The 23,570-nt window shown below is 71.1% G+C and carries 18 protein-coding genes and 1 pseudogene; 1 reads left to right on the forward strand and 18 read right to left on the reverse strand.

Features of this window, described 5'->3' with window-relative positions:
- Positions 1-56 precede the first annotated feature (56 nt).
- From tsaE to glmS, 5 genes are all read right to left on the reverse strand, one after another.
- Entirely contained in the window at positions 57-515 is a 459-nt protein-coding gene (tsaE, locus tag ALI22I_RS36490) for a tRNA (adenosine(37)-N6)-threonylcarbamoyltransferase complex ATPase subunit type 1 TsaE (RefSeq protein WP_238598740.1), read from the reverse strand.
- A complete protein-coding gene (locus tag ALI22I_RS36495; RefSeq protein WP_077010064.1) occupies positions 512-1,615 on the reverse strand; it encodes an alpha/beta fold hydrolase in 1,104 nt (367 codons plus the stop codon). The genes tsaE and ALI22I_RS36495 overlap by 4 nt, the downstream gene beginning before the upstream one ends.
- Positions 1,612-2,724, reverse strand: a complete 1,113-nt coding sequence (gene alr, locus ALI22I_RS36500; RefSeq protein ID WP_179118475.1) for an alanine racemase — start codon at positions 2,722-2,724, stop codon at positions 1,612-1,614. The genes ALI22I_RS36495 and alr overlap by 4 nt, the downstream gene beginning before the upstream one ends.
- Positions 2,725-3,023: 299 nt before the next feature.
- Positions 3,024-4,418 carry a bifunctional ADP-dependent NAD(P)H-hydrate dehydratase/NAD(P)H-hydrate epimerase gene (locus ALI22I_RS36505; protein WP_077010066.1) on the reverse strand — a complete coding sequence of 465 codons (1,395 nt, stop codon included), beginning with the start codon at positions 4,416-4,418 and terminating at the stop codon, positions 3,024-3,026.
- A 15-nt stretch (positions 4,419-4,433) separates the two neighbouring features.
- Positions 4,434-6,296, reverse strand: a complete 1,863-nt coding sequence (gene glmS / locus ALI22I_RS36510; RefSeq protein WP_077010067.1) for a glutamine--fructose-6-phosphate transaminase (isomerizing) — start codon at positions 6,294-6,296, stop codon at positions 4,434-4,436.
- A gap of 134 nt (positions 6,297-6,430) precedes the next feature.
- Here glmS and ALI22I_RS36515 point away from each other — a divergent pair, with 134 nt between their 5' ends.
- Entirely contained in the window at positions 6,431-7,246 is an 816-nt protein-coding gene (locus tag ALI22I_RS36515) for a dienelactone hydrolase family protein (RefSeq protein WP_077010068.1), read from the forward strand.
- A gap of 13 nt (positions 7,247-7,259) precedes the next feature.
- On the opposite strand, the gene ALI22I_RS36520 is transcribed toward ALI22I_RS36515, so the two are convergent.
- From ALI22I_RS36520 to ALI22I_RS36580, 13 genes and pseudogenes are all read right to left on the reverse strand, one after another.
- On the reverse strand, positions 7,260-7,673 hold the full coding sequence (locus tag ALI22I_RS36520; protein WP_077010069.1) for a hypothetical protein: 414 nt from the start codon (positions 7,671-7,673) through the stop codon (positions 7,260-7,262).
- A gap of 2 nt (positions 7,674-7,675) precedes the next feature.
- Positions 7,676-10,420 (reverse strand): hypothetical protein, encoded by a 2,745-nt coding sequence (locus ALI22I_RS51475; protein WP_077010070.1) that lies wholly within the window; start codon positions 10,418-10,420, stop codon positions 7,676-7,678.
- Between the two features lie 4 nt (positions 10,421-10,424).
- Positions 10,425-10,718, reverse strand: coding sequence for a WXG100 family type VII secretion target (locus ALI22I_RS36530; protein WP_077010071.1), 294 nt, complete (start codon positions 10,716-10,718; stop codon positions 10,425-10,427).
- Between the two features lie 124 nt (positions 10,719-10,842).
- A complete protein-coding gene (gene glmM, locus ALI22I_RS36535; RefSeq protein WP_077010189.1) occupies positions 10,843-12,177 on the reverse strand; it encodes a phosphoglucosamine mutase in 1,335 nt (444 codons plus the stop codon).
- A 139-nt stretch (positions 12,178-12,316) separates the two neighbouring features.
- Positions 12,317-12,949: a 30S ribosomal protein S9 gene (gene rpsI / locus ALI22I_RS54105; protein WP_077010072.1), complete on the reverse strand. Its 633-nt coding sequence runs from the start codon at positions 12,947-12,949 to the stop codon at positions 12,317-12,319.
- On the reverse strand, positions 12,946-13,389 hold the full coding sequence (gene rplM, locus ALI22I_RS36545) for a 50S ribosomal protein L13 (RefSeq protein ID WP_077010073.1): 444 nt from the start codon (positions 13,387-13,389) through the stop codon (positions 12,946-12,948). Before rplM ends, rpsI begins: the two co-directional genes overlap by 4 nt.
- A 253-nt stretch (positions 13,390-13,642) precedes the next feature.
- Complete coding sequence (locus ALI22I_RS36550) at positions 13,643-13,930, reverse strand: WXG100 family type VII secretion target (RefSeq protein ID WP_077010074.1); 288 nt, start codon at positions 13,928-13,930, stop codon at positions 13,643-13,645.
- Between the two features lie 79 nt (positions 13,931-14,009).
- Positions 14,010-14,321 carry a WXG100 family type VII secretion target gene (locus ALI22I_RS36555; protein ID WP_077010075.1) on the reverse strand — a complete coding sequence of 104 codons (312 nt, stop codon included), beginning with the start codon at positions 14,319-14,321 and terminating at the stop codon, positions 14,010-14,012.
- Between the two features lie 151 nt (positions 14,322-14,472).
- Positions 14,473-14,895: a hypothetical protein gene (locus ALI22I_RS36560; RefSeq protein WP_077010076.1), complete on the reverse strand. Its 423-nt coding sequence runs from the start codon at positions 14,893-14,895 to the stop codon at positions 14,473-14,475.
- 17 nt (positions 14,896-14,912) lie between these two features.
- Complete coding sequence (locus ALI22I_RS36565; protein ID WP_077010077.1) at positions 14,913-16,724, reverse strand: type VII secretion-associated protein; 1,812 nt, start codon at positions 16,722-16,724, stop codon at positions 14,913-14,915.
- Between the two features lie 44 nt (positions 16,725-16,768).
- A complete protein-coding gene (locus ALI22I_RS36570) occupies positions 16,769-19,669 on the reverse strand; it encodes an AfsR/SARP family transcriptional regulator (protein ID WP_077010078.1) in 2,901 nt (966 codons plus the stop codon).
- A gap of 329 nt (positions 19,670-19,998) precedes the next feature.
- Positions 19,999-22,734 carry an AfsR/SARP family transcriptional regulator gene (locus ALI22I_RS36575; RefSeq protein ID WP_077010079.1) on the reverse strand — a complete coding sequence of 912 codons (2,736 nt, stop codon included), beginning with the start codon at positions 22,732-22,734 and terminating at the stop codon, positions 19,999-20,001.
- Positions 22,735-22,904: 170 nt separating this feature from the next.
- A pseudogene (locus tag ALI22I_RS36580) lies at positions 22,905-23,570 on the reverse strand (type VII secretion protein EccC); the annotation flags it as partial.

The raw sequence follows: 23,570 nt of genomic DNA on the forward strand, positions 1-23,570 counted from the left end.
GGACTTCCGGGCGACTGAGCCCGCCGTCTGCGGAGCAGCGGCCATTAAACACAGTCTCAAGCTGGTAGTTCGCGGTCGGTCCAGGCGCCGTGTGGGTGCAGGTGGGCGATTCGGACGTCGTCGTCCCGCCGTTCGAGCCTGATCAACAGGTGGTCCTCGGACAGCCGCTCGGCCGCGCCCTCGCCCCACTCGACGGCCACCACCGCGTCCACCAGGTCGGTGTCCAGGTCGAGGTCGTCCAGCTCGTCGAGATGTCCGCCGAGCCGGTAGGCGTCGACGTGCACCAGCGGCACGCCGCGGCCGTCCGGAGCGGGGTCGTGCACGCGGGCGATGACGAACGTCGGCGAGCTGACCCGGCCCGTCACGCCCAGGCCGTCGGCCAGGCCGCGCACCAGCGCTGTCTTGCCCGCGCCCAACGGGCCGGACAGCAGCACCAGGTCTCCTGGTCGCACCAGCCCGCCCAGCTTGCGCCCGAACTCCTCGGTGTCGTGCACCTCGGGGAGCGTCACATTCACGCTCGTCGCCACCACCGTCGCCTGCTTTCCGACCGTTCGGCGGCACTGCGCCGAACCAATCCGACCAGGTGCCCGGTGACCAGGTCGGGTTGTTCCAACATGAGCATGTGGCCCGCCCCGGACACGCGGACCAGTTCGCCGTGCGGCATCTCCTCGGCCATCCGCTCGGCGTGCGAGAACGGCGTCAGCTTGTCCGCGTCGCCGCTGATCACCAGCACCTCGCAGTGCCGCAGACCGGCCAGCGCCTTGTAGCGGTTGTGCGTGCCGAGGGTTTCCAGGAACTCGGTGAGCACCTGCACGGTGGCGCCGCCGATCATCTGGTCCATCAGGTCGACCAGCGACGGGCTGACCTTGCCGGTGCCGAACGCCAACGCCCGGATGCCGCTCCAGGTGAGCGTGGACGCCCGGCGCCGGACCCACTCCACCAGGCTTGGTTGCAGGCCCGCGAGACGTCCGACGCCCAGCGTCACCGGGTTGTAGCGGGACAGCACCGACTTCGGCAGACCCGCGCCGCCGACCGCGCCGGCCGCCGTGCCGACGAGCGCGACGCCGCGCACCCGCTCGGCGAACAAGTCGGGCTGCTGCTCGGCCAACGCCATGATCGTCATACCGCCCATGGAGTGGCCCACCAGCACCAACGTGCCTTCGGGGGCCATCGAGCGGATGACGGCGTCCAGGTCCTTGGCGCACTGCTCGATCGTGCTGGCCTCGGCGGTGGACCGGCCGGAGCGGCCGTGGCTGCGCTGGTCGTAGATGACCTGGCGGACGCGTGGTTCGGTGAGGGTGGCGAGGTCTCGGCGTTGGAAGTGCCAGCAGCGGCGGTCCAGCGCGAAACCGTGCACGAGGATGACCGTGACGTCGGGTTTTCCGCCGTCCTGGGGGTCGACTTCTTCGACCGACAGCGGCACGCCGTCGTCGGCCGCGACGGTGGACTCGCGGGTGGGCCTGAGGCGGCCCAGCGGTTCGTCGGCCAGCGGGTCGTCGACTTGGCGGTCGTGCGAGACCTTCTTCTGGTTCGCGGCCACGCCGACCGCGACGCCGGTCGCGGCGGCGCCGAGGATGCCGCCGGCCCAGCCGACGGCCTTCCACACCGTGTTCACCGGCTGGTCCCGGCATACGTCCTGGTCACGCGTGGCCGGTACATGCCGGTGACGATCTCGTAGTCGATGGTGCCGGTGGTGTCGGCCCACTCGCGGGCCGTCGGCTCGCCCTTGTCGCCGGATCCGAACAGCACGACCTCGTCCCCCTCAGCCACCGCGTCGTCGCCGCAGTCGACCACGATCTGGTCCATGCAGACGCGGCCGACGACCGGGCGGCGTCGTCCGGCGAGCCAGACGTGCATCCGGTTCGAGAGGCTGCGCGGCACGCCGTCGGCGTAACCGACGGGCACCAGGGCCAGGTTCGTGTCGCTCTTGGCGGTCCAACTCAGACCGTAGGACACCGATTCCCCGGCCGGAATGCGCTTGGCCAGGGCGACCGTCGAGCGGAACGTCATCACCGGGCGCAGATCGGCCGGGACGGGCACCGGGTTGAGGCCGTAGATCGCGATGCCGGGGCGGACCAGGTCGAGGTGCAGGTCCGGGCGGGTGATGACGGCGGCCGAGTTGGCGATGTGCCGGCGCGGGTCGAGGCCGACGGCGAGGGCTTCGCGGTAGGCGTCGTCGAAGCGCTCGGCCTGGGCGTCGGTGGCGGGGTGGCCGACCTCGTCGGCGACGGCCAGGTGCGACCAGATCGAGTGAACTTCGACGTTGGTGGTCTTGGCAGCTTGCTCGACCAGTTCGGGCCAGGTGGCGACCGGGCAGCCGTTGCGGGACAGGCCGGTGTCGATCTTGAGGTGGACGCGGGCCGTCCTGCCGGCCTTCTCGGCGGCGGCGGCGACCTCCTTGAGCTGGGTCGTCGAGGAGACGGACAGGTCGATGTCCTGCTCGACGCCGGGCGTGTAGTCCGTGCCCGCCGGGTCCAGCCAGGCCAGGATCGGCACCGTCAGCCCCGCCGCCCGCAGCGCGAGGGCTTCCGCGAGTGAGCACGACCCGAGCCACGTGGCGCCGGCTTCGACGGCCGCTCTGGCCACTTCCACGGCCCCGTGCCCGTACCCGTCGGCCTTGACGATGGCCATGGTGTCGGCGTTCGACGCGAGGGCGTCGAGGTGGGCGACGTTGTGCCGGAGGTTGTCGAGGTCGATCACGACCTCAGCGCGAGGAGCAGCCATAACACCGCTCATGGTGACACAGCCCCACCACCCGCCCACCGACCACCAGCCCCACAAACCCGGGAGTCGAACACTCAAGCCGCGAGAGTCGAACGTTCAGGACGCGAGAGTCGAACGCTCCGGACCCGAGAGTTCAACGCTCAGAACACGCCAGTCCCGCGTTCGCGCCGGCCCGCCCCTGTCCTGAGCGTTGAATTCGGGGGTCCTGAACGTTCGACTCTCGCGGCGCGAAGGTTCGACTCCCGGGGTCTGGGGGTTCGACTCTCGGGTTTGTGTGGGGGTGGGAGGGGTGGCGGAGGTTAGAAGGGGCGGATGGTGCGGATGGCGTCGGGGATGGACTGGAGGAGGGCGGTGGCGGGGATGGGGGCGCCGTGGGATGCCAGGTCGGCGGCTAGGACGTGGACTTTTGCGGCGCAGCCTGCGGCTAGGAGGGGGTCCAGGCCGGCGGCCAGGAGGGAGCCCAGGAGGCCGGAGAGGATGTCACCGGAGCCGGCGGTTGCGGCCCAGGAGGTGCGGGCGCGGTTGACCAGGACTCGGTTGTCCGGGCCGGCGATGACAGTGGTGTGGCCTTTCAGGAGCACTACGGCGTTGAATTGCTCGGCTGCTTTTCGGGCGGCGGCTACGCGGTCGGTGCCGACTGGGCCGATCAGGCGCTCGAATTCGCGGTCGTGCGGGGTCAGGACCAAGGGGGCGTCGGGGTCGCGTGCGTCCCACAGGTCCGGGTTGTTGGCGAGCATGGTGATCGCGTCGGCGTCCACGCAGACTGGCACGCCGGCCTCCAGGACGGTGCGGAGGACCGCCTCGGCGCCCAAGCCGGTGCCCAGACCGGGGCCGACGACCCACGCCTGCACGCGGCCCGCGTCGGTGATCGAGCCGGTGCAGATGGCCTCCGGCCACCGCGCCCGAACGTCCTCCGCCGCCGCACCGGCGTACCGGACCATGCCGGATGTCGCCAGCAGCGAAGCGCCGGTCGCCAGCACGGCCGCACCGGGGTAGGTCGCCGAACCGGCGGCGATACCCGTGACGCCCTGGGTGTACTTGTCGTCCTCCGCCCCCGGCACCGGCCACGCCAGGCCGATGTCGGGCACTTCCAGTTCGACCAGGTCGGGCCCACCCAGCTCGCCGTCCAGCCCGATGTCGACCAGTCGCACGTCACCGCAGTCCGCCAGCGCGTGCACGGGCTTGAGGCAGCCGAACGTCACGGTGGTGTGCGCACGCACGGCGGGCCCGGAGATCGCACCCGTGTCGGGGTCGATGCCGCTGGGCAGGTCCACCGCGAGCACCGGCGCGTCGAGGTGCGCCACGTGTTCGGCGGCGTCCGGGCGGAGGGGGCCCCGGGCGGAAAGTCCCACGATCCCGTCGATCACCAGGTCGACATCGGTCAGGCGGGCGACCACCCGACCGCCCACACGACGGAACGCGGCCAGACCCTCGGCGTGCACACGATCAGGTGTCAGCAGCACGGCGGACACGGCGACACCGCGTTTGCGCAGGTAGTACCCCGCCCACAACGCGTCTCCGCCGTTGTTGCCCGCGCCCACGAGCAGTCCGACCCGCCGTTTGCCGCCGAGCAGCCCCGCGGCCACGGTCGCCACGCCGAACGCCGCCCGCCGCATCAGCGCGCCGGGCGGCACGACCGCCATGACGCGTTCTTCCGCCGCCCGGACCCGATCCGTCGTCCACAGACCCCGCATGGGGTCAAGCCTGCCCTACTCGACGGTGACGGACTTGGCGAGGTTGCGCGGCTTGTCCACGTCGTACCCACGGCTGCGCGCGATCTCCGCCGCCAACACCTGCAACGGCACCGTGGAGATCAGCGGCTGGAGCAGCGTCGGCACCGCCGGGATCTCGATCAGGTGATCCGCGAACTGGCGAACCTTCTGGTCACCCTCTTCGGCGATCACGATCGTCCGCGCACCACGCGCCTGGATCTCCGAGATGTTCGACACCAGCTTCGAGTGCAGCACCGCCCGCCCCTTGGGCGACGGCATGATCACCACCACCGGCAGGCCCTCTTCGATCAACGCGATCGGACCGTGCTTCAACTCGCCCGCCGCGAACCCCTCGGCGTGCATGTACGCGAGTTCCTTGAGCTTCAACGCGCCTTCGAGCGCCACCGGGTAGCCCACGTGCCGCCCCAGGAACAGCACGGCCTTCGAATCGGCCAGCTCACGTCCCAGCGCACGGACCTGCTCCACCGTGCCCAGCACCTTCTGCACGGCGTCCGGCATGGCCTCCAGCTGGTGGAACTCCTGCGCCACCTCGTCCGGGTACTTCGTGCCGCGCGCCTGCGCCAGGGCCAGCCCGACCAGGTAGTTCGCCGCGATCTGGGCGAGGAACGCCTTGGTGGACGCGACCCCGATCTCCGGCCCGGCGTGCGTGTAGAGCACGGCGTCGGACTCGCGCGGGATCTGCGCGCCGTTCGTGTTGCACACCGCCAGCACGCGGGCCTTCTGCGAACGGGCGTGCCGGACGGCCTCCAACGTGTCGGCGGTCTCGCCGGACTGCGACACGGCCACGACCAGCGTGTCCCGGTCCAGCACCGGGTCGCGGTAGCGGAACTCGCTGGCCAGCTCCACCTCGACGGGCAGCCGGGTCCAGTGCTCGATGGCGTACTTGGCGACCAGCCCGGAGTGGTAGGCCGAGCCGCAGGCGACGACGAAGACCTTGTCCACGTCCCGCAGGTCCTGGTCGGACAGGCGCTGCTCGTCCAGCACGATCCGGCCGTCGCGGAAGTGGCCGCGCAGCGTGTTCGCCAGCGCCTCCGGCTGCTCCTCGATCTCCTTGAGCATGAAGTACTCGTGGCCGCCCTTCTCGGCGGCCGACAGGTCCCAGTTGACCGTGAACGGCTTGGCCACGGCCGGCTCGCCGTTGAAGTCGGTCACGGTGTAGCCGTCGCGGTCGATCACCACGATCTGGTCCTGGCCCAGCTCGACGGCCTCGCGGGTGTGCTCGATGAACGCCGACACGTCACTCGCGACGAACGTCTCGCCCTCGCCGACCCCCACCACCAGCGGGGACGAGCGGCGGGCGGCGATGACCCGGTCCGGCTCCTCGGCGTGCGTGACGACGAGGGTGAACGCGCCTTCCAGGCGGCGGGCCACCATGCGGACGCTCGCGGCGAGGTCGCCCTTGGTGTCGCCCTCGTCGTACGCGCGGGCGATGAGGTGCGCGGTGGTCTCGGTGTCGGTGTCGCTGGCCATCTCGATGCCGTCCGCCTCCAGCTCGGCGCGGAGGGCGGCGAAGTTCTCGATGATGCCGTTGTGCACGACCGCGACGCGACCGGTGACGTCGCGGTGCGGGTGCGAGTTGCGGTCGATCGGGGCGCCGTGGGTGGCCCAGCGGGTGTGGCCCATGCCGGCGGTGCCCGCGAACGCCTCGCGGCCGACCTCGTCCAGGCGGGCCTCCAGGTTCGTCAGGCGTCCGGCCTTGCGTTCGACGGCCAGGCCGCCGTCACCGTCGAGCACGGCGACGCCCGCCGAGTCGTAGCCCCGGTACTCCAGCCGTCGCAGCCCGTCGAGCACGACGTCCAACGCCGACCGGTGGCCCACATATCCCACGATTCCGCACACACCGCACAGCGTAACTAGACCAGGGCCGTCACCCTAAAGGACCACTTCCGAGTCTTTGCGCTGGTCATGGTCATTATTGGTATAGACCAATGGAGATATGCGCGGCGTCGGTGCGATCGACTACGGTTCGCGGGGTGAGCGGCTACTCGGCGAAGCAGGTGCTCGACCAGCTCAGCAGGCCAGGCGAGCACCCGGTGCTGCGCGGCGACCTGGCGTTGGTCGGCCTACCGGGCCTGGTCTACACGCCCGCGGTGGGGCTGGGGTTGCCCGCGGTGGCCTTCGGGCACGGCTGGTTGCAGCCGGTCAACCGCTATCGGGCGCTGCTGCGGCATCTCGCGTCGTGGGGTTTCGTGGCCGCGGCGCCGGGGACCCAGCGGGGGCCGTTGATGTCGTCGCGGCTGCTGGCCGGGAACCTGCGGACGACCCTCGACGTGTGCACCGGGGTGCGGCTGGGTGACGGCGGGATCAGCGTGGACGCGTCGCGGCTGGCGGTGGTCGGTCACTCGATGGGTGGAGGCGCCGCGGTGCTCGCGGCCGCGGACGACTCGCGGGTGCGGGCGGTCGTGACGTTGGCCGCATCGGAGACCCGACCGTCCGCCCTGGACGCCGCTCGGCGGGTGGGCGTGCCGGGGTTGCACCTGGCTGCCGGGGAGGACCGCATCGCGCCGCCGGTCGGGCACGCGGAGGCGATCGCGGAGGCGTGGCAGGGGCCGGTGCAGCTGCGGACGTTGCCGAAGACCAGCCATTTGGGGTTCGCCGAAGGGCGGCACTGGAGTGAGCTGCTGCTCGACGGCAAGGGTGAGCGGGCGGCGCAGAAGCTGGCGCGGGCGCTGACGACGGCGTTCCTGCTGCGGATGCTCAAGGGCGAGAAGAAGTGGGACGCGCTGCTCGACGGCGACGTCAAGGGCGCCGTGCTCACCTACCAGCGCGGCCCACTCGTCCGCCACTGACGCGCCTCGCGCGTCAGGTCAACCAGCTCTGGCCACTGAGATCGTCGTCGTCATCGACCGGCGAGGGCCGACGACGCTGAACCGCCGGCGGGGGCGGGGGCGGAAGAGGCAGCGGCGCGACCGGAGCAGCCGCGGTTTCCGGCTCGTCGTCCTCCGGACCCAACGCCAGCTCCCCGGAGGACTGCGGCCCACGCTCCCACTGCGGCTTGCGCGCCGGCTGACTCCCCGCGGCGGCGAGCTGCTGCGACTTCTCCTGCAGCCGGGCGCGTTCGGCCGCCAGGCGCTCGTCGCGTTCCTTCGCCTCGGCGGCCAGGCGCGCCTGGCTCTCCCGCAGCGCACCGGTGACCTCGGCGTTGGCCCGCCGGAACCGTTCGGTCTGCTCCGCGAACGCCTGCTGCACCTTCGGGTCCACCACGATGACGTCCACGCCTACCGGCCTCCCTCTTCACCGAGCACACCTTGGACGCGACTCAGGCTCAGATCGTCGTCGAACAGCGACCCGGTGGTCCGCCACTGGCTCGGGCTGCGCTCGTTGTCGCCGCCGCCGCCCTGCTGCCCGCCACCGGCCATGCCGCCGCCCATCATCCCGCCGCCCATCATGCCGCCGGGCTGGCCGGTGCCGGGCTGGCCGGCGCTGTGGCCGTCCTGCATGGACGGCAGGGTGGCCGCGCCGGGCTGGGCCGCCTGGGAGGTATTCGTGTCGACCAAGCCGTGGTCCGCCGCGTTGGAGGACGGGCTGCTCCACGGACTCTCCGCACCGCCCGGTGAACTGCCGAGCACCGAGTCGGCGCCGTTGAAGCCGCTCGGCCCGCCGAACATGGAGGCACCCGACGTGGAGGTGGTGCCCTCGGTGTTCATGTTCAGCGGCTGCGCGAACGCGGCGTCGGACCGGGGTGCGGAGTCCTGGAAGGACGACGCTGCCGCGGGTTCGGTGAAGCCGGGCGCGAAACCGGAATCGGGGGCGGGCATCGCGCTGAAGCCCGGAACCGCGCCGCCCTCGGCGGGCATCGTGGTGAAGGCCGGCGACGCTCCACCTTCAGCGGGCATCGTGGTGAAGCCCGGCGACGCTCCACCCTCGGCGGGCATCGTGGTCACCGGCTCGGTGAAGCCAGGCGCCGTTCCACTGTCCACAGGCATGGTGCTGAACTGCGGCTCGCCCGTCGCGGGCAGTGGTACGGCGGCGTCCATGTCCGGGATGCCCGGGATGCCCGCCACGCCGCCGTCCGCGTTGTCCTCGCCGAATTCGACGCCGTACTCCTGCGGGGTGCCCGCGCCGTCGTCCACGGTGAGGTTGATCTCACCGGTCAGCGGGTCGACCTCGGCGGTGACCGCCAGGCCGTCCAGCTCGATCAACGCCTTGCCGTCCGCGCCCGCCTCGATCGGGATCGCCCCGTCACCGGCGCCACTGCCGCCGACCGCGCCCGTCATCGGTGTGCCGGGAGTGCCGGTGGGCATGCCGCCGGGTGTGGCGGCGGGTGTGGCGGCGGTCGCCCCCGCCAACGCACCGGCCAACGCCGCCCCGCCGTTCTGACCCATCAGGGCCTTCGCGGCGTCCGGGTTGTTGCTGAAGTCGACGTCGTAGGTCTTCGGCTCGCTCTGCGGCGTGTCGATGGTGATCTTGACGTGGCCGTTCGCGTCCGGCTCGGTGACCTGGATCTCGTTGTCACCGCTCTTGATCGTGACGGTCTCCGGCGCCTCCTCGCCCTTGAGGCTGTCGGGCGTGCCGTCGGGCTTGCCGTCGCCGTCCAAGTCGTCCGGCTTGCCGTCGCCGTCGGTGTCACCCGGCACGTCGGGCTTGCCGTCACCGTCCTTGTCCAGCGGGTTCTCCGGCTTCGGCATCTCCGGCACGCCACCACCCGGCGCGCCACCACCCGGCGCGCCACCACCCGGCGCCCCACCACCAGGCGTGCCACCACCAGGCGTGTCACCGCCGGGCTGCTGGACCTTCTCCCGGCTGCCGCTGTCCTCGCCGAACGCGGGCGGGTCACCGATCTGGCCGAACGGCTGGTCCTTGATCTGACCTTCCAGCTGGCCGAACATCGTGTCGTAGGCGGTCTGGACGCCCATCTGCACCGTCTGGCAGTAGCCGTCGAACGCCTGCTTCTTGCCGTCGAACTCCTGGCACAGGCCGCGCAGCTTCTGCTTGGCCTCGTCCATCAGGCGCTGCCGGACCTCCTTGGCGTGGTCCGCCCACCCCATGAAGTTGCCGATGATGCCGCCGACCGGACCGCCGAGCACAATGCCGATCGCGCCGCCGATGAGCATGTCCGGAATGCCCGAGAACCAGTCGCCGAGGCTGAAATCGCTCTCGCTGATGTCACCGCGGGCCATTCGGATCTGCTTTTTCGCCTCGTCCACCGAGAGACCGCCGCACTGCTCGGCGTACATGTCGTGGATGTGTTGCGCGAATTCCTTGACCTGCTGCTGGATCGTGCCCACACCGGCCACGATGGTGCCCGGCGCGTTCTTCGTGTCCTGGATGAAGGTGCCGGCGGTGTTGAGGAACTTGCCGTTGTACCCGTTGGCGGCCTGCGCGGCCCCGCCCTCCCAGGACGCGAGCCCGTTCCACGCGGTGCCCAGGCCGTTCTGGTGGTTGTCCAGGTCCGCGACCGCTTTGTTGATCTTCTCGGCGTCTTCGCGGAACTTGCCGAAGTCGATGTCGCGGACCTCGTCGTAGTTCTTGTAGATGTAACCCCGGAGATCTGGGGCCTGGCCGCCGTGCCCGGCCAGCGGCGCCGCCTCCTGGTAGATCGGGATGAACTTCTCGAAGAACCGCAGCCCGGGTGAGCCCGCGTCGATCAACTCGTTGGAGGTGCTGAAGTCGCCGGTCTCGTTGAGCACCTTCTGCGTGCTGCCGAGTTCGCGCTCTTCCTTGGCCTCGGCGACGAGCTTGTCCGCCTCGCCGCCCTCCACCGTCCAGTCGCCGTGCCGCATTTCCTGCCCGGCGTTGAAGGCGAGGCTTCCGCCCATGGTCACCGGAGCGAGCAGCACGCCGCCCGTGTGTTGCCAGAAACCCGGGTCGTTGGGCACCTCGACGCCGTTGGCCTCGGCGTAGCGCCGCACGTCCTCTTCGCTGCCACCGGCGCCGGCCAACGCGCGGACCAGTTGCTGCTTGGTCTCCGGCGTGACGTTGGGGTCGTCGAGGAGCTGCTTGATCTCGTTCTGGTCGGCCACCCGGTCACCCCTTGAACTGGTCGCTGGTGGCGGCTTCGTTGCTCTCGTACGTCTTCGCCACGTCCTTCAGGCGCAGCGCGACGTTGCTCGCCTCTCGACCGAACGTCTCCATACTGGCCTGGAGGCGGTCGAAGTAGACCTTGTACTTCGTCTCGGTGCCCTGGAACTTCCGGCCGACCTGGCCCGCGCCCACCGCCGGTGTCACCGAGTTCTTCAGCTGGATGATGTCCGCGCTGTGGTCCTCGTACTGCTTGGCAGCGTTCTGGAGTTCACCCGGCCCAACGCCGAAGCCCGCCATCGAATGCCTCCCCGTTTCCCCGGATCAGACGCCGGAAGACCTGCTCCGGTTCCACGAACAGGGTGCCGGCTCAAGCCTGTCCGCAGACCGGAAACAGTAATTGCGGTTGCCCGAGCAAACGCAATCAGTGCACCGAGGAAACCACACCGGCCAGCCGCTGTGCGGCGGACTCCGCCAGCTCGTGGGTGGCGGCCTCCACCATGACCCGCACCAACTGCTCGGTGCCGGACGGTCGCAGCAGCACCCGGCCGGTGTCGCCCAGTTCGGCCGACACCGCCGCGACGGCCTCGTTGACCGCCGTGTTCTTCGCCACCGCCGCCTTGTCCCCGACGACCACGTTGATCAGCACCTGCGGCAGCCGGCGCATCACGCCCGCCAGCTCGGCCAGCGGCTTGCCGGTCTCGGCCATCCGCGCCATCAGCCGCAACGCGGTCAGCAGGCCGTCACCGGTGGTGGCGTACGCCGGGAAGACCACGTGCCCGGACTGCTCGCCGCCCAACGCGTACCCGCCCGCGCGCAGCTCCTCCACCACGTAACGGTCACCGACCGCGGTGGTCTTGAGGTTGATGCCGTGCTCGCGCATGGCCAGGTGCAGGCCCAGGTTGCTCATCACGGTGGCGACCAGGGTGTTGTCGGTCAGCTCGCCGCTTTCCTTCATGCCCAGCGCCAGCACGGCCATGACCTGGTCACCGTCGAGGTCGTTGCCGTCGGCGTCGACCGCGACGCAGCGGTCCGCGTCACCGTCGTGCGCGATGCCCAGGTCGGCGCCGTGCTCGACCACGGCGGCACGCAGCTTCGCGACGTGGTTGGAGCCGGCGTTGTCGTTGATGTTGAGGCCGTCGGGCGAGGCGTGGATCTCGACGACCTCGGCGCCGGCGCGGCGGTAGGCGTCGGGCGCGGCCACGGACGCGGCGCCGTTCGCGCAGTCCACCACGACCTTCAGGCCCTCCAGGCGGTGCGGCGTCACCTTCAGCAGGTGCTGCACGTACTGGCCCTCGGCGTCCTCGATATCGCGGACGCGGCCGATGCCCGCGCCGGTCGGGCGGTGCTCGCGCTCGCCCAGCTTCTGCTCGATCTCGTCCTCGACCGCGTCGGGCAGCTTGTGCCCGCCCGCGGCGAACAGCTTGATGCCGTTGTCGGGCATCGGGTTGTGCGAGGCGGAGATCATCACGCCGAGGTCCGCGCCCAGCGCGGCCACCAGGTAGGCGACCGCCGGGGTGGGCAGGACGCCCGCGCGCAACACGTCCGCGCCCGCCGATGTGAGGCCGGCCACGACGGCCGCCTCCAACATCTCGCCGCTGGCCCGCGGGTCACGGCCGACCACCGCCACCGGGCGGTGCGAGCGGTCGTGCTCGGCCAGCACGCGCGCCGCCGACGCGGCGACGGACAGCGCGAGTTCCGGGGTCAGGTCCGCGTTGGCGAGACCGCGTACGCCGTCGGTGCCGAACAGGCGAGCCATGATCGCCGTGACCTCCATGTACACACAACACTGGGCGGAATTGCGCGAAAACACATGTAGAAAGCACTGCGGGAGCAGCAGTTCGACAAGGAACTGACTGCTCCCGCAGGGTGGTGCTCGCCGGACCTGGTGAAAAGGGTCAGCGCTTGCTGTACTGAGGCGCCTTGCGGGCCTTCTTCAGACCGTACTTCTTCCGCTCCTTGACCCGGGGGTCACGGGTGAGGAAGCCGGCCTTCTTCAGCACCGGGCGGTCTTCGGAGTCGACCGCGATCAGCGCACGCGCGATCGCGAGCCGCAGCGCACCGGCCTGGCCGGTGGTGCCGCCGCCACGCAGGGTCGCGATGACGTCGAACGTCTCCGGCTTCTCGGTCGTCACCAGGGGCTCACGGATGAGCTGCTGGTGCACCTTGTTCGGGAAGTAGTCGTCCATCGACTTCCCGTTCAGGGTGAACTGGCCGGTGCCGGGGAGGAGCCGGACGCGCACGATCGCCTGCTTGCGGCGGCCGACGGTCTGCGCGAGGTGGTGCGCACCCACGCCAAGGGTGTGCCGCACGACGGGCGTGGCCTCGGTCTCGACGGCCTCGCCGTCGGTGGCCTCGGCCTCGGGGGCCTCGGTCGTCTCGGCCTCGGCCTCGGGGGCTTCGGCTTCGGTGGCGTCCGCCTCGGGGGCCTCCGCCTCGACGGCTTCGGGCTCCACGACGTCGGTCTCGACTGCGTCGAGCTCGGCCTCAGGAGTGGTCACGTCGATGTCCTCGGTCTGGTGCTCGGTCACTGGGCGACCTTCTTGATCTCGAACGGCTGCGGCTGCTGCGCAGCGTGCGGGTGGTTCGGGCCCGTGTAGACCTTGAGCTTGCTCGCCATCGCGCGGCCGAGGCGGTTCTTGGGCAGCATGCCCTTGATCGCCTTCTCGACCAGCCGGTCGGCGCGGGTGTCGAGCACCTCGCCGAACGAACGCTGGCTCAGGCCGCCCGGGAAGCCGGAGTGCCGGTACACGAACTCCTGATCACGCTTCTTGCCGGTCAACGCCACCTTGTCCGCGTTGATGACGATGACGAAGTCACCGGTGTCAACGTGTGGGGCGTAGGTCGGCTTGTGCTTGCCGCGCAGCAGCGTCGCGGCCTGGGTGGCGAGCCGACCGAGCACCAGATCCTGGGCGTCGATCACATGCCAGGTTCGGGTCACCTCGCCGGACTTCGGGCTGTACGTGCGCACGGGTCTACCTCGTCGTCACTTGCGTCTGGGGTCATTGCGGCGGCTGCTCAGGCCAGAGACCCCAGGTGGGCAGAGGACCAGAACACGAGGCACGCATAGAGCGCACCGAGTACCGCACAACAACGTAGGAAGATACCGGGTGGAGTCGGGGCGGGTCAAAACGGCCCCCGTCAACCGGGGTCGAAACACACGCGGGCCCCGGATCCTCGAGGTCTCCGGGGCCACGCGAAGGGTCACACAGCGGTGACGCTGATCACCAGCGGTCGGCGTTCTTCCGCTCCGCGGCCTGGTAGGCGTCGGTCGCGGAGGCGACGGCCGAACCGATCTGGGCCAGCACCTGCTGGAGACCGGCGGCGGACTCGTTCCACCGGTTCTGGGCGTCCTGGTAGGTACCCGACGCGGCACCTTCCCACTGCGCGATGACCGGCGAGAGGCGGGCCTTCAGGTTCTCGAGCTCGGACTCGATCTTGCTCGCCTGGCCCTGGATGTCACCGGCGGCGCCGCTGAGGGCGGCGAAGTCAACCTTGATGTTGTCGACCATGATCTCCCCTTGGAAGGTAAGTCAGAAAAAAGAACGAAAGAAGGGTTGGAGCGAAGAACGGAATGGGAATTCCGCCGGTTCAGCTGCCGAGGCGGTTCGTGATGTTGGACATCTCCGCCGCCTGCTCCTCTTCCTGCTGGAGGTAGGTGGCCGCGGTGTCGTCCATCTGCGTCGCGATGTCCATCAGCGCCTTCTGGAGCTTGTCGGCGTCCTCGCGGAAGCGCTCCATCAGCTTGTTGAACGCCACGGCGGCGCCACCGGCCCACACACTGGACAGGCCGTCGATGGTGTTGCCGAGCTGCCCCAGAACGGCCTGGACGCTCTCGTTGGTGCTGACGATGTCCTTGGCGCCGTTGACAAGCTCAGGATGTCCGGTCGAGTAACCAGCCATTGGGTGCGACCCCCTAGGTCGTTGCGATCAGGCGTGCGTACTTGGTTGGTACGCCTCTTCCGACGCAGACCCTCCCACGGTCGGTTCCGCGTTGTCGCGACTTCTTCGGAAGTAGTTGCGGTTGTAAACGCATCGGGTGACGTGAACTACCTCAGTAGAGGATTCGCGCTTGCGAAAAGTCCTCGTCATCGCCCCGATCAGGGGGGAGTTGACCGCTCGGACCGGCGACCGGGCGAGAACCGAGCACCGGCCGCGGCGGAACTGCATTTGCATTCGCGTCCGTTTGCTCTCGCGATTTCTGCGGTGCGAGCAGTTCCGCGGCCGGGGGCAACTCCTGGACCGGCAGGCCGCGGTGCCGGCGGAAACCGTCGGCGACCCGCTGGACGTCGGGGGACGTGGCCGCGTGCCGGTCGGGCTGGACCTGCCGCGCCTTGGCCTGCTCGGCCAACCGCTGGTTCCGGTCGCGCTGGGCCGCGCTCTTGGCGCCGGCCGCGGCCGCCGCCCGCCGGCCTCTGGTCACCGCGGCGTCGAGGTCGGAGCGGAACCGGGCGAACGCCTCCGGGATGCCGGTCATCACAAATCCCCACAAAGTCAGCTGGTCACGGTCAGCGTGCGGACGACCTGCTCGCACGCGGGGCGGACCCGGTCGCGCCCGTCCGCCGGGTACTGGCACCCCACGCTGACCTGGACTTCGTCCTGGAGCAGCACGTACCAGTCGACAATGGCCGAGCCCACCGCTTCACGGTAGTAAACGACATCCTTGGTCGCGAAGGTGGCGGAAGGGTCGAAATCGGACACATTCGCCCGCTGGTCGTAGTCGCCGCGCAATTCGGTCTCGGCCCGCGCCCGGTCCTGCGTGGCGTTGTAGGTGAGCGTGCGCTCCTCCACCGCGATGACGTCCAGGTTCGACACCGGCGACTCGGGTTTGAGCAGCACCTTGCGGGTCTCGACCTGCCCGCCGGTCTGCGTCCAGCCGGTCGGCGCGAGGAAGCTGTAGTCGTACTGCGCGATGGTCCTGCCCTCGGCCGTGCCCGACGTGGTGGTGGGCGTGGTCTGCCCGCCGGTAGTGGCGTCACCTCTGCTCAGCACGAACGCCACCGAGGCGCCGGCGACCGCGACCACGGCGACGACGATCGTCACGACCAGCGGCACGCGGCTCTTGCGCGGCGGCGCGGGCAGAGGAGCGGACGGAGGAACCGGCTGCGGGAAGTAGGAGGGCTGCGCGAAGCCGGCCGGCGGTGACGGCGGCGTGATCCGCCGGGTGATCTTCCGGGTCCGGTCGTCGGTGATCTTCTGGGTGACAGCGCCCTGACCGGGCGGCAGCGCGCCGGTGCGCAACGGGTCCACGCTGACCGCCCGCAACGCGCCGCGGGCCACCACGGTCTCCGGCTGGTCGATGCTCGTCGGCACCACACCGGACTGCTCCAGCACCAGCCGCGCCACCAGCGGGATGCGGCTCGACCCGCCGACCAGGAACACGCCGGCCAGCCCGCGCGGGTCCAGCCCGGCGTCCCGCACGGCCGTCACCACCAGCGCGGCGGCACGCGTGAGCGGCGTGCTGATCAGGCGTTCCAGGTCGGTCCTGGTGACGTGTGCGTCGGGGAACGGCGGCGGCATCGGCACGTCGGTGTAGGCGTGCCGGGACAGCGTTTCCTTCGCGCCCCGCACGTCCTGGCGCAGCGTCCGGCGCTTGCGGCGGTCGGCCATCTCCCGGCCCTCCACGAGCTGCCGCCACGCGTCCGGATCGCCCGGCGAGACCAGCGAGCCGACGTGCTCCAGCAGCGCCTGGTCCACGTCCGCGCCGCCGAAGCCGGGATCGCCCTTGGTGGCCAGCACCCGGAACGTGCTGCCGCGGCGGGCGACCACGCTGGCGTCCACCGTGCCGCCGCCCAGGTCGAGCACGGCCAGCGCCGCGCCGTCCTGGATGGCGTGGGTCGCCGAGTGGAACACCGCCGCCGCGACCGGTTCGGGCACCAGCCGGATCTCCTGGCCCAGCCCGCGTGCGGCTTGCAGCAGCACCCTGGTGCGGATGGCGCCCCAGTCGGCCGGGTGGGTGAGCACCAGCAGGTCCACCCGCGCGCCGCCGGCCACGTGCCGCGCCTCGTCCACGGCCCTGGTCAACACCGCCCGCACCACGTCCACCACCGGCAGCACGCTGGTGCCCAGCAGCAACTCGCCCTCGTCGACGCGGCGCTTGGGGTGCGGCTCGTAGCGGGCCGGGTCCACCGCGGCCTGGCGTTCCGCCTCCTGCCCGACGAACAGCGTGCCGTCCGCCGCGGCGAACACCGCCGAGGACACGATCGGCTGACCGTCGACCACGACGACCTGCGGTTCGCGGCCGTGCAGGGACATCGCGACGCAGGTGCTGGACGTGCCGAAGTCCACCGCCACGTGCAAGCTCATCCGTCATCCCCTCGTCGGCCGGGGCGGGCCTGCATATGCATACCTCACCAGCCCGCCGGCGCGTCGGCTGGTCGTGCGATGGCGGCTTCGGCTTCGGCGTGCGCCCGCTCCATCCGCTCGACCGACTCCGCCATCCCGACGTCCCGGTACTCGCGCAGCGCGGGTTCCAGCACCCGCAACGCCTCTTGGGGCCGGCCGAGGGCGAGGTGCGCCTCGGCGATCGACGCGACCGCGGCGGGTGCGCCGATAGCCTCGCCGACCTCGACGAACACCCGGTAGGCCTGTTCCGCCATGGGCAACGCGTCGGCGGCGCGGCCGACGGCGAGCCTGATCCTGGCGCCGAGGCTCGCCACGTAGGCCACCGCACGCACGTCGTCCATACCGTGCAACAGGTCGATGGCGCGGTCGGACACCTCGACCGCCCGGTCCAGGTCGCCGTGTTCCATGGCGTACCGCGCCATCCGGTAGAGCACGCCGATCTCGGGCAGCGGGTCGTCGAACTCCCGGGCCAGCGCCAAGGTCTCGGCGAAGTGGGGCAGCGACTCGGCGTACCGGCCGGACGCCGCGAGCATCGAGGCCAACTCGCGCAGCACCGAGCAGTAGACGGTCCGCACACCGCTGCGCCTGGCCACGTCGGCCGCACGCCGGGCGAGCTCGACGTCCGGCTTCCCGCTGTGCAGGTAGCCGTAGTGGACCACCGCCGCCAGCGCCATGGCCTCGCCGGGCAGGTCGCCGATCTCGCGGAAGCCGTCGGCGCACTTCGCGATGCCGTCCAACACCGACTCGTCCAGCACCCGCTTCACCAGCTGGACCTGTCGGGAGAGCTCCATGCGGCACAGCAGCCTCGTCTCGCCGGCTTCCGCCGCGGCGTCCCTGGCCACGCAGTAGATCTCGTTCACCCGGTCGGGGGCGAGGTAGACGTCGAGGTGGGTCATCATCCGCTTGACGAGGGCGGCGGCCGAACCGGCCCAACCGCGGTGGGCCGACAATTCCACCGCCTGGGCCAGGTGCACCTGCTCGGCGAGGAACCAGCTCGTCCCGTTCGCGGTCAGGCGGGCGACCTCCGGCCCCGGCAGCAGCCGGGACGGCTCGATCGGGTCGTGCGGCAGCTCGTCGACCACGGACGGCAGGCCTCGCGAAGCCGCGTCCGCCAAGGTGACCAGGGCTTCGACGTAACCATGCAGAGCGGCGTCGTTCCGCTCCGCGTCCTGCGCCCGAGCCAGTTCGGCGGCGTAGACGGCCAGGATGTCGTGCAGCCGGTAGCGCGGCTCACCGGTGGCGTCCCGGCCCGCTTCCTCCAACAGGTTCGTCTCGACCAGGGTTTCGATCAGTGGTTCCGGGTCGTCGACGCCGGTGAGCGCTTTGACGACCCAGGACGCCACGTCGGACGCGCCGAGCAGACCCAGCCTGCGGAACGCCAGCGCGGCGTCCGGCGGCAGTGCCTCGTAGCTCGGCTCCAGGCTCGTCCGGACCTCCAGGTCGCCGGTGGCCAGCTCGTCCAGCCTGCGGCGTTCGTCGGTGAGCCGGGCGGCCAGCTTCGCCAGCGGCAACGACCGGCGTGCGGCCAGCCGCGCGCCCACGATCCGCAGCGCCAACGGCAGCCCGCCGCAGGCTTCGACGATCGCGGCGGCGGCCAGGGCCTCGTCCGCGACCCGCCGTTCGCCGATCATCCGCGACAGCAGGTCGAGACCGGACCTGGCGGCGAGCGGCGGCACCCGCAGGCCGCGGATACCGGGCAGGCCGCCGAGTTGGCGCCGGCTGCTGACCAGCACGGCGCTGCTCGCGGTACCCGGCAGCAGGTGCCGCACCTGGTCGAAGCCCGCCGCGTCGTCCAGCACGATGAGCAGCGCGCGGTCCGCGACGCGGGACCGGAACGCGGCGGCACGGGCCTCCAGCCGGTCCGGCATGGCCGACCGGGTGACGCCCACCGCCGTCAACAGCTCGGCCAGCACCTCGGCCGGGTCGCGTGGCGCGTTGCCCGCGCCGTCCAGCCGGACGAAGAGCTGGCCGTCGGGGAACCGGCTCCGCAGCCCGTGCGCGATCCGGATCGTCAGGGTGCTCTTGCCGGTGCCCGGCGCACCGGTGATCGCGACCACCGGCACCGCCGTTCCGGACGGGTGGGCGGTGAGCAGCGCCGACGCTTCCGCGTAGAGGTCGTCGCGCCCGATGAAGTCGGCTGTGTCGGGCGGGAGTTGGCACAGGGCGGTCCACGGTGTGAGCGGGGGTTCGTCGTCGCCGGCCAGCACGGTGCGGTGCACGGCCCTCAGGTACTCGCTCGGGTCGACGCCGAGCTCCTCGGCCAGCAACTCGCGCACCTCGCGGAACGAAGCCAGCGCCTCGGCCTGCTGGTCGCTGCCGTGCAGGGCCAGCACCAGCTGGCCCCAGAACCGTTCCCGCAGCGGGTACGCCCTGGTCAACGAGCGCAGCTCGGGGACGAGATCGCCGAACCGGCCCGCCGCCAGATCGCCCTCGATCCGGCGTTCCAGGACGACCAGCCGTTCCTCCAGCAGCGGCTCGACCTCCTCGGCGTGCAGCAGGTCCGACCGCACGTCCGACAGCGGCTCGCCCCGCCACAGCCCGAGCGCTTCGGCGTACTTGCCGTCCGCCGCGAGTTTCCGGAACCGGTGCAGGTCCAGCGCCTGCGGATCGACGTCGGCGACGTACCCGTTGGTGGTCGTGCGGACCACGTTCGCGTCGCCCAACGCCTGGCGCAGCCGCCGGACCACCATCTGCAACGTGGCCTTGACCCGGTCCGGGTTCGGCGCGCCGCCCTCCCACAGCCGGTCGACCAGCGCGTCCACCGGGACCGGCTGGTTCGCGCGCAGGAGCAGCGTCGCCAACAGCACCCGCGCCCTGCCGGCCGGGATGGTGATCCGCACGCCGTCGTGCCACGCCTCCAGCGGACCCAGCACGTTGAACCGCGGCGCCGTCGACCCAGTCGGCATATCCCTCCCCCGGACACGTCAGTTTACGACTTTCGGGGGTGGCACGAGGTGTTGCGGTGCGCATTGGAGCACCCGCTACGACATCGTGTCAGTACGACGTGAGTCAACTGTGAGGGCCGCTGCGCACACTTGACCCGTTCACCGCCTCAGCCCGTCGGGGGGCGCGGGACCGGTTGTCCGATCATGGGGAACCGGTCCTCGGTAGACGGTGGGTCGTCGGGGGGCGACACGCCGGAACGGCCCGAGCCGCGGTGACGACCGGACCGCGGGTGTCCTCGACTCTCTCCGTCGAGGGCCCCGCGGCGTCGGCGCGGTGGTCGTCCGGAACCTCAGTTGTCGGCGCGGTGGTCGGCGGCGCGGTAGTCGTCCAGCCACAGGCGCAGCTGGTCGGCGCGGTCCACGTCGTACTCGTCGTAGTCGACGATCGCGCGGCTCCAGCAGTCGATCGCCTCGTCGTGGCGGTCCAGGCACATCAACACGGTGCCCAACTCCTCCGACATCAACGCCTCGCTGAACCGGTCCACGAACTCGCGCATCGTCGTGATGCCCTCGGTCAGCGCCCGCTCCGCCTCGGCGAACCGCCCCAACGCCCGGCACGAGCTGCCGGCGCCCAGCATCACCCGACCGGCGAAGTACTCGTCCCCCTCACGGGCGAAGATCTCCAGCGCGCGCCGGCTGTGTTCCAGGGCCTCCTCGTGCCGGTAGAGGTTGCGCAGGTCCTTCACCAGGTTGAAGTGCGCCGCCGCCATCCGGTGGTTGTCGCCGCGCTCCCGCGCGATCCGCAGCCCACGCGACTTGTAGACCACCGCCTCCTCGTGGTTGCCCATCTGGCTGTAGCACGCGCCGAGGTTCATCAGCACCACGCACTCCAGGTGACGATCGCCGTTCGCGAGGGCGAGGTCCAACGTGTCGAGGTACGTCCGCGTCGCCAATTCGAGCCGCCCGACCTGCGAGTAGATCCAGGCCAGGTGGTTGAGCCCGTGGCCGTACCGCTCACGCAGGGGCGTCTTGAACACGCAGTCGCGGCCGATCCGGAAGATCTCCACCACGTCGTCGCCCCTGGGCAGCAGGTCCATCACCCACCAGAGCGCGTCGCTGATCCGCCACGCCTGCTCGTGCCAACCGCGTTCGGCCGCGGCCCTGGCCACCGCGAGGAGGTTGGACAACTCGCGCTTGACCCACTCGCCGGAGTCGCCCATCGCCGCGGCGGCGAACCGCCCCGCGTCGGGCGGCAGCGAGAACTGCGGGAGCGGCCGGTAGGACGGCGCCCGCGCGGCAGCCGCCTCCGCGGCGCGCACGTACCACTCGATCAGGCCGCGCAACGCCGCCGTGCGGTCGTCCACCGCGTCCGACAGCTCCCGCGAGTACGCCCGCAGCAGGTCGTGGAACTCGTAGCGGCCGGGCGTGCGCGACCCGACCAGGTGATCCGCGGTGAGCCGTTCGAGCTGCCTGCGCACCACCGACTCGGGCACGTCCGCGAGCGCCGCGGCGGCCGGCACGCCGATGTCCGGGCCGGGGTGCGCGGACAGCAGCCGGAACAGGCGCGCGACCTCGACGTCCAACGCCCGGTAGGACCAGAAGAACACCGTCCGCACGTCGGTGTCGTCGCCGTCGTCGGCGTTGAGGTGGTCCAGCCTGGACCGCTCGTCCGCCAGTTCCGCCGCGAACTCCCTCATCGGCGTCTCCGGGAACCGGGCCACCCGTTCGGCGAACACCCGCAGCGCCAACGGAAGGCCGGTGCACCGCTCGATGACCTGCCTGCCCGCCACCGGGTCGGCGCTCATCCGGTCACCGCCCAGCACCGACGACAACAGCTCGGTCGACTCGGCCACGGACAGCTGGTGCAGCGGAATCCGGCGCACGTCGTGGTGCGCGGCCAGCCGGCGCAGCTGGTTGCGGCTGGTGACCAGCACGGTGACCGTCGCCGTGCCCGGCAGCAGCGGTATCACCTGGTCGCTGTCGGCCGCGTTGTCCAGCACGAGCAGCATCCGCCGGCCCGCCAGCGCGGCGCGGAGCATGGCGGTGCGCGCGTCCAGCCCGCCCGGCACGTCCTCCGGCCGCACGCCCAGCGACACCAGCAACGCCTCCGCCGCGCTCGTCGGCTCCACCGGACGGCCGTCGGCGTCGAAGCCGCGCAGGTTCAGGTGCAGGTCGCCGTCGGGGAAGCGGTCGCGGTGCCGGTTCGCCCAGCTCAACGCCAACGCGGTCTTGCCGACACCGCCGATCCCGTGCAGCAGCACCACTCCCGGCCGCTGCGCCGCGTCGTCCAGCGCGGCCAGTTCCCGGTCCCGACCGACGAACAGCGACATCTCCGGCGGCACTTGGCGCGGCACCACGACGACCGGGCCGCCGCGCACGTCGTTGCGCAGGATGCGTTCGTACAGATCGGTCAGCGTCGGACCGGGGTCCACGCCCAGCTCCTCGACCAGCGTCGCGCGCACCGCGCGGTAGGCCGCCAACGCCTCCGCCTGCCGGTCCGAGCGGTACAGGGCGAGCATCAGCTGACCCCAGAACCGCTCCCGCAACGGGTGCTGCTCGGTCAGGCTCCGCAGCTCCGCCACCAGCCCGCCGGCGCGGCCCGCGTCCAGATCGGCGTCGATGCGGTGTTCGAGCACGACCAAGTGCTCCTCCAGCAGCGGCGCGACCTCCTCGCGGTGCAACGTGTCCGACCGCACGTCCGACAGCGGCATACCGCGCCACAGCGCCAACGCCTCGGCGTACCGCTCCCGCCCGGCCAGGTCGCGGAACCGGTGCAGGTCCAGCGCCTCCGACGGCACGTCGGCCACGTAGCCGTTGGTCGCCGTGCGCACCACGTTCGCGGCACCGAGGGCCTGCCGCAGCCGCGTCACGACCATGTGCAACGTCGCCCGCACCCGACGCGGGTTCGGCACGTCGTCGTCCCACACCCGCTCGACCAGGTCGTCCACCGACAGGGTCTGGTTGGCGCGCAACAACAACGCGGCCAGCAGCACCCTCGCGCGCCCGGCCGGCAGCGGCACGGGCGCGCCGTCGTGCCACACCTCCAGCGGGCCGAGCACGGCGAAGCGGGTCACCGGCTCGGTCACGGCAGACCAGCCACCGGCCCGCGCAGCTCGAACTCAGTCTTCACGTGCCCCCTCCAACCTCGGCCCGCTCAGAGACCAACATAAAGCAACACCGAGAGGCGAGACCTCTGTGCGTGCAAACGCGGAAGGCCCCGCCGAAGCGAGGCCTTCTCGTCGTATCGAAGAACCGGTCAGTCGGGGTCGATCCACGCCACCTGGATGCGCTGCTGGCCCAACTTGCGGGTGACCAGCGTGCCCCGGCCGGGAGGCTGCGGCGAGGCCTTGAGGGTGCCCACGATCGAGCCTTCCTCCTTCGACCCCGAACCCACCATGATCGGCGCCGAGATCTCCTTGAGCTTGCCCAGGATCGGGTCGTACATCGCCCGCGACGCGCCACCCATCCGGCGCACCGCGATGACGTGCAGACCGACGTCCTTCGCCTGCGGGATGAACTCCGCCAACGGCTGCAACGGGTTCTGCCCACCCTGCGGCGCGACCAGGTCGTAGTCGTCCACGACCACGAACAGCTCCGGGCCCTTCCACCAGGAGCGGTTCTTCAACTGCTCCTGCGTGACGTCCGGGCCGGGCAGACGACCGGCCATCGAGCCGCGGACGTCCTTGATCATGTCGGTCAGCTGGGCCGAGGACACCGCGTAGGACAGCAGGTGGTCGGTGTCGATGAAACCGAGCATCGTGCGCCGGTAGTCGACCAGCATGATCAGCGCCTCGGACGAGGTGTAGCTGGTCATGATGCCGCGCACGATGGCGCGCAGCAGGCCGGTCTTGCCGGACTCGCCGTCGGCCAGCGCCATGAAGTGCGGGTCGGCGTCGAAGTCCAGGTAGACCGGCGCCAGCTC

This window comes from Saccharothrix sp. ALI-22-I (genome assembly GCF_001984175.1).
In the GTDB taxonomy this organism is placed as follows: Bacteria; Actinomycetota; Actinomycetes; order Mycobacteriales; family Pseudonocardiaceae; genus Actinosynnema.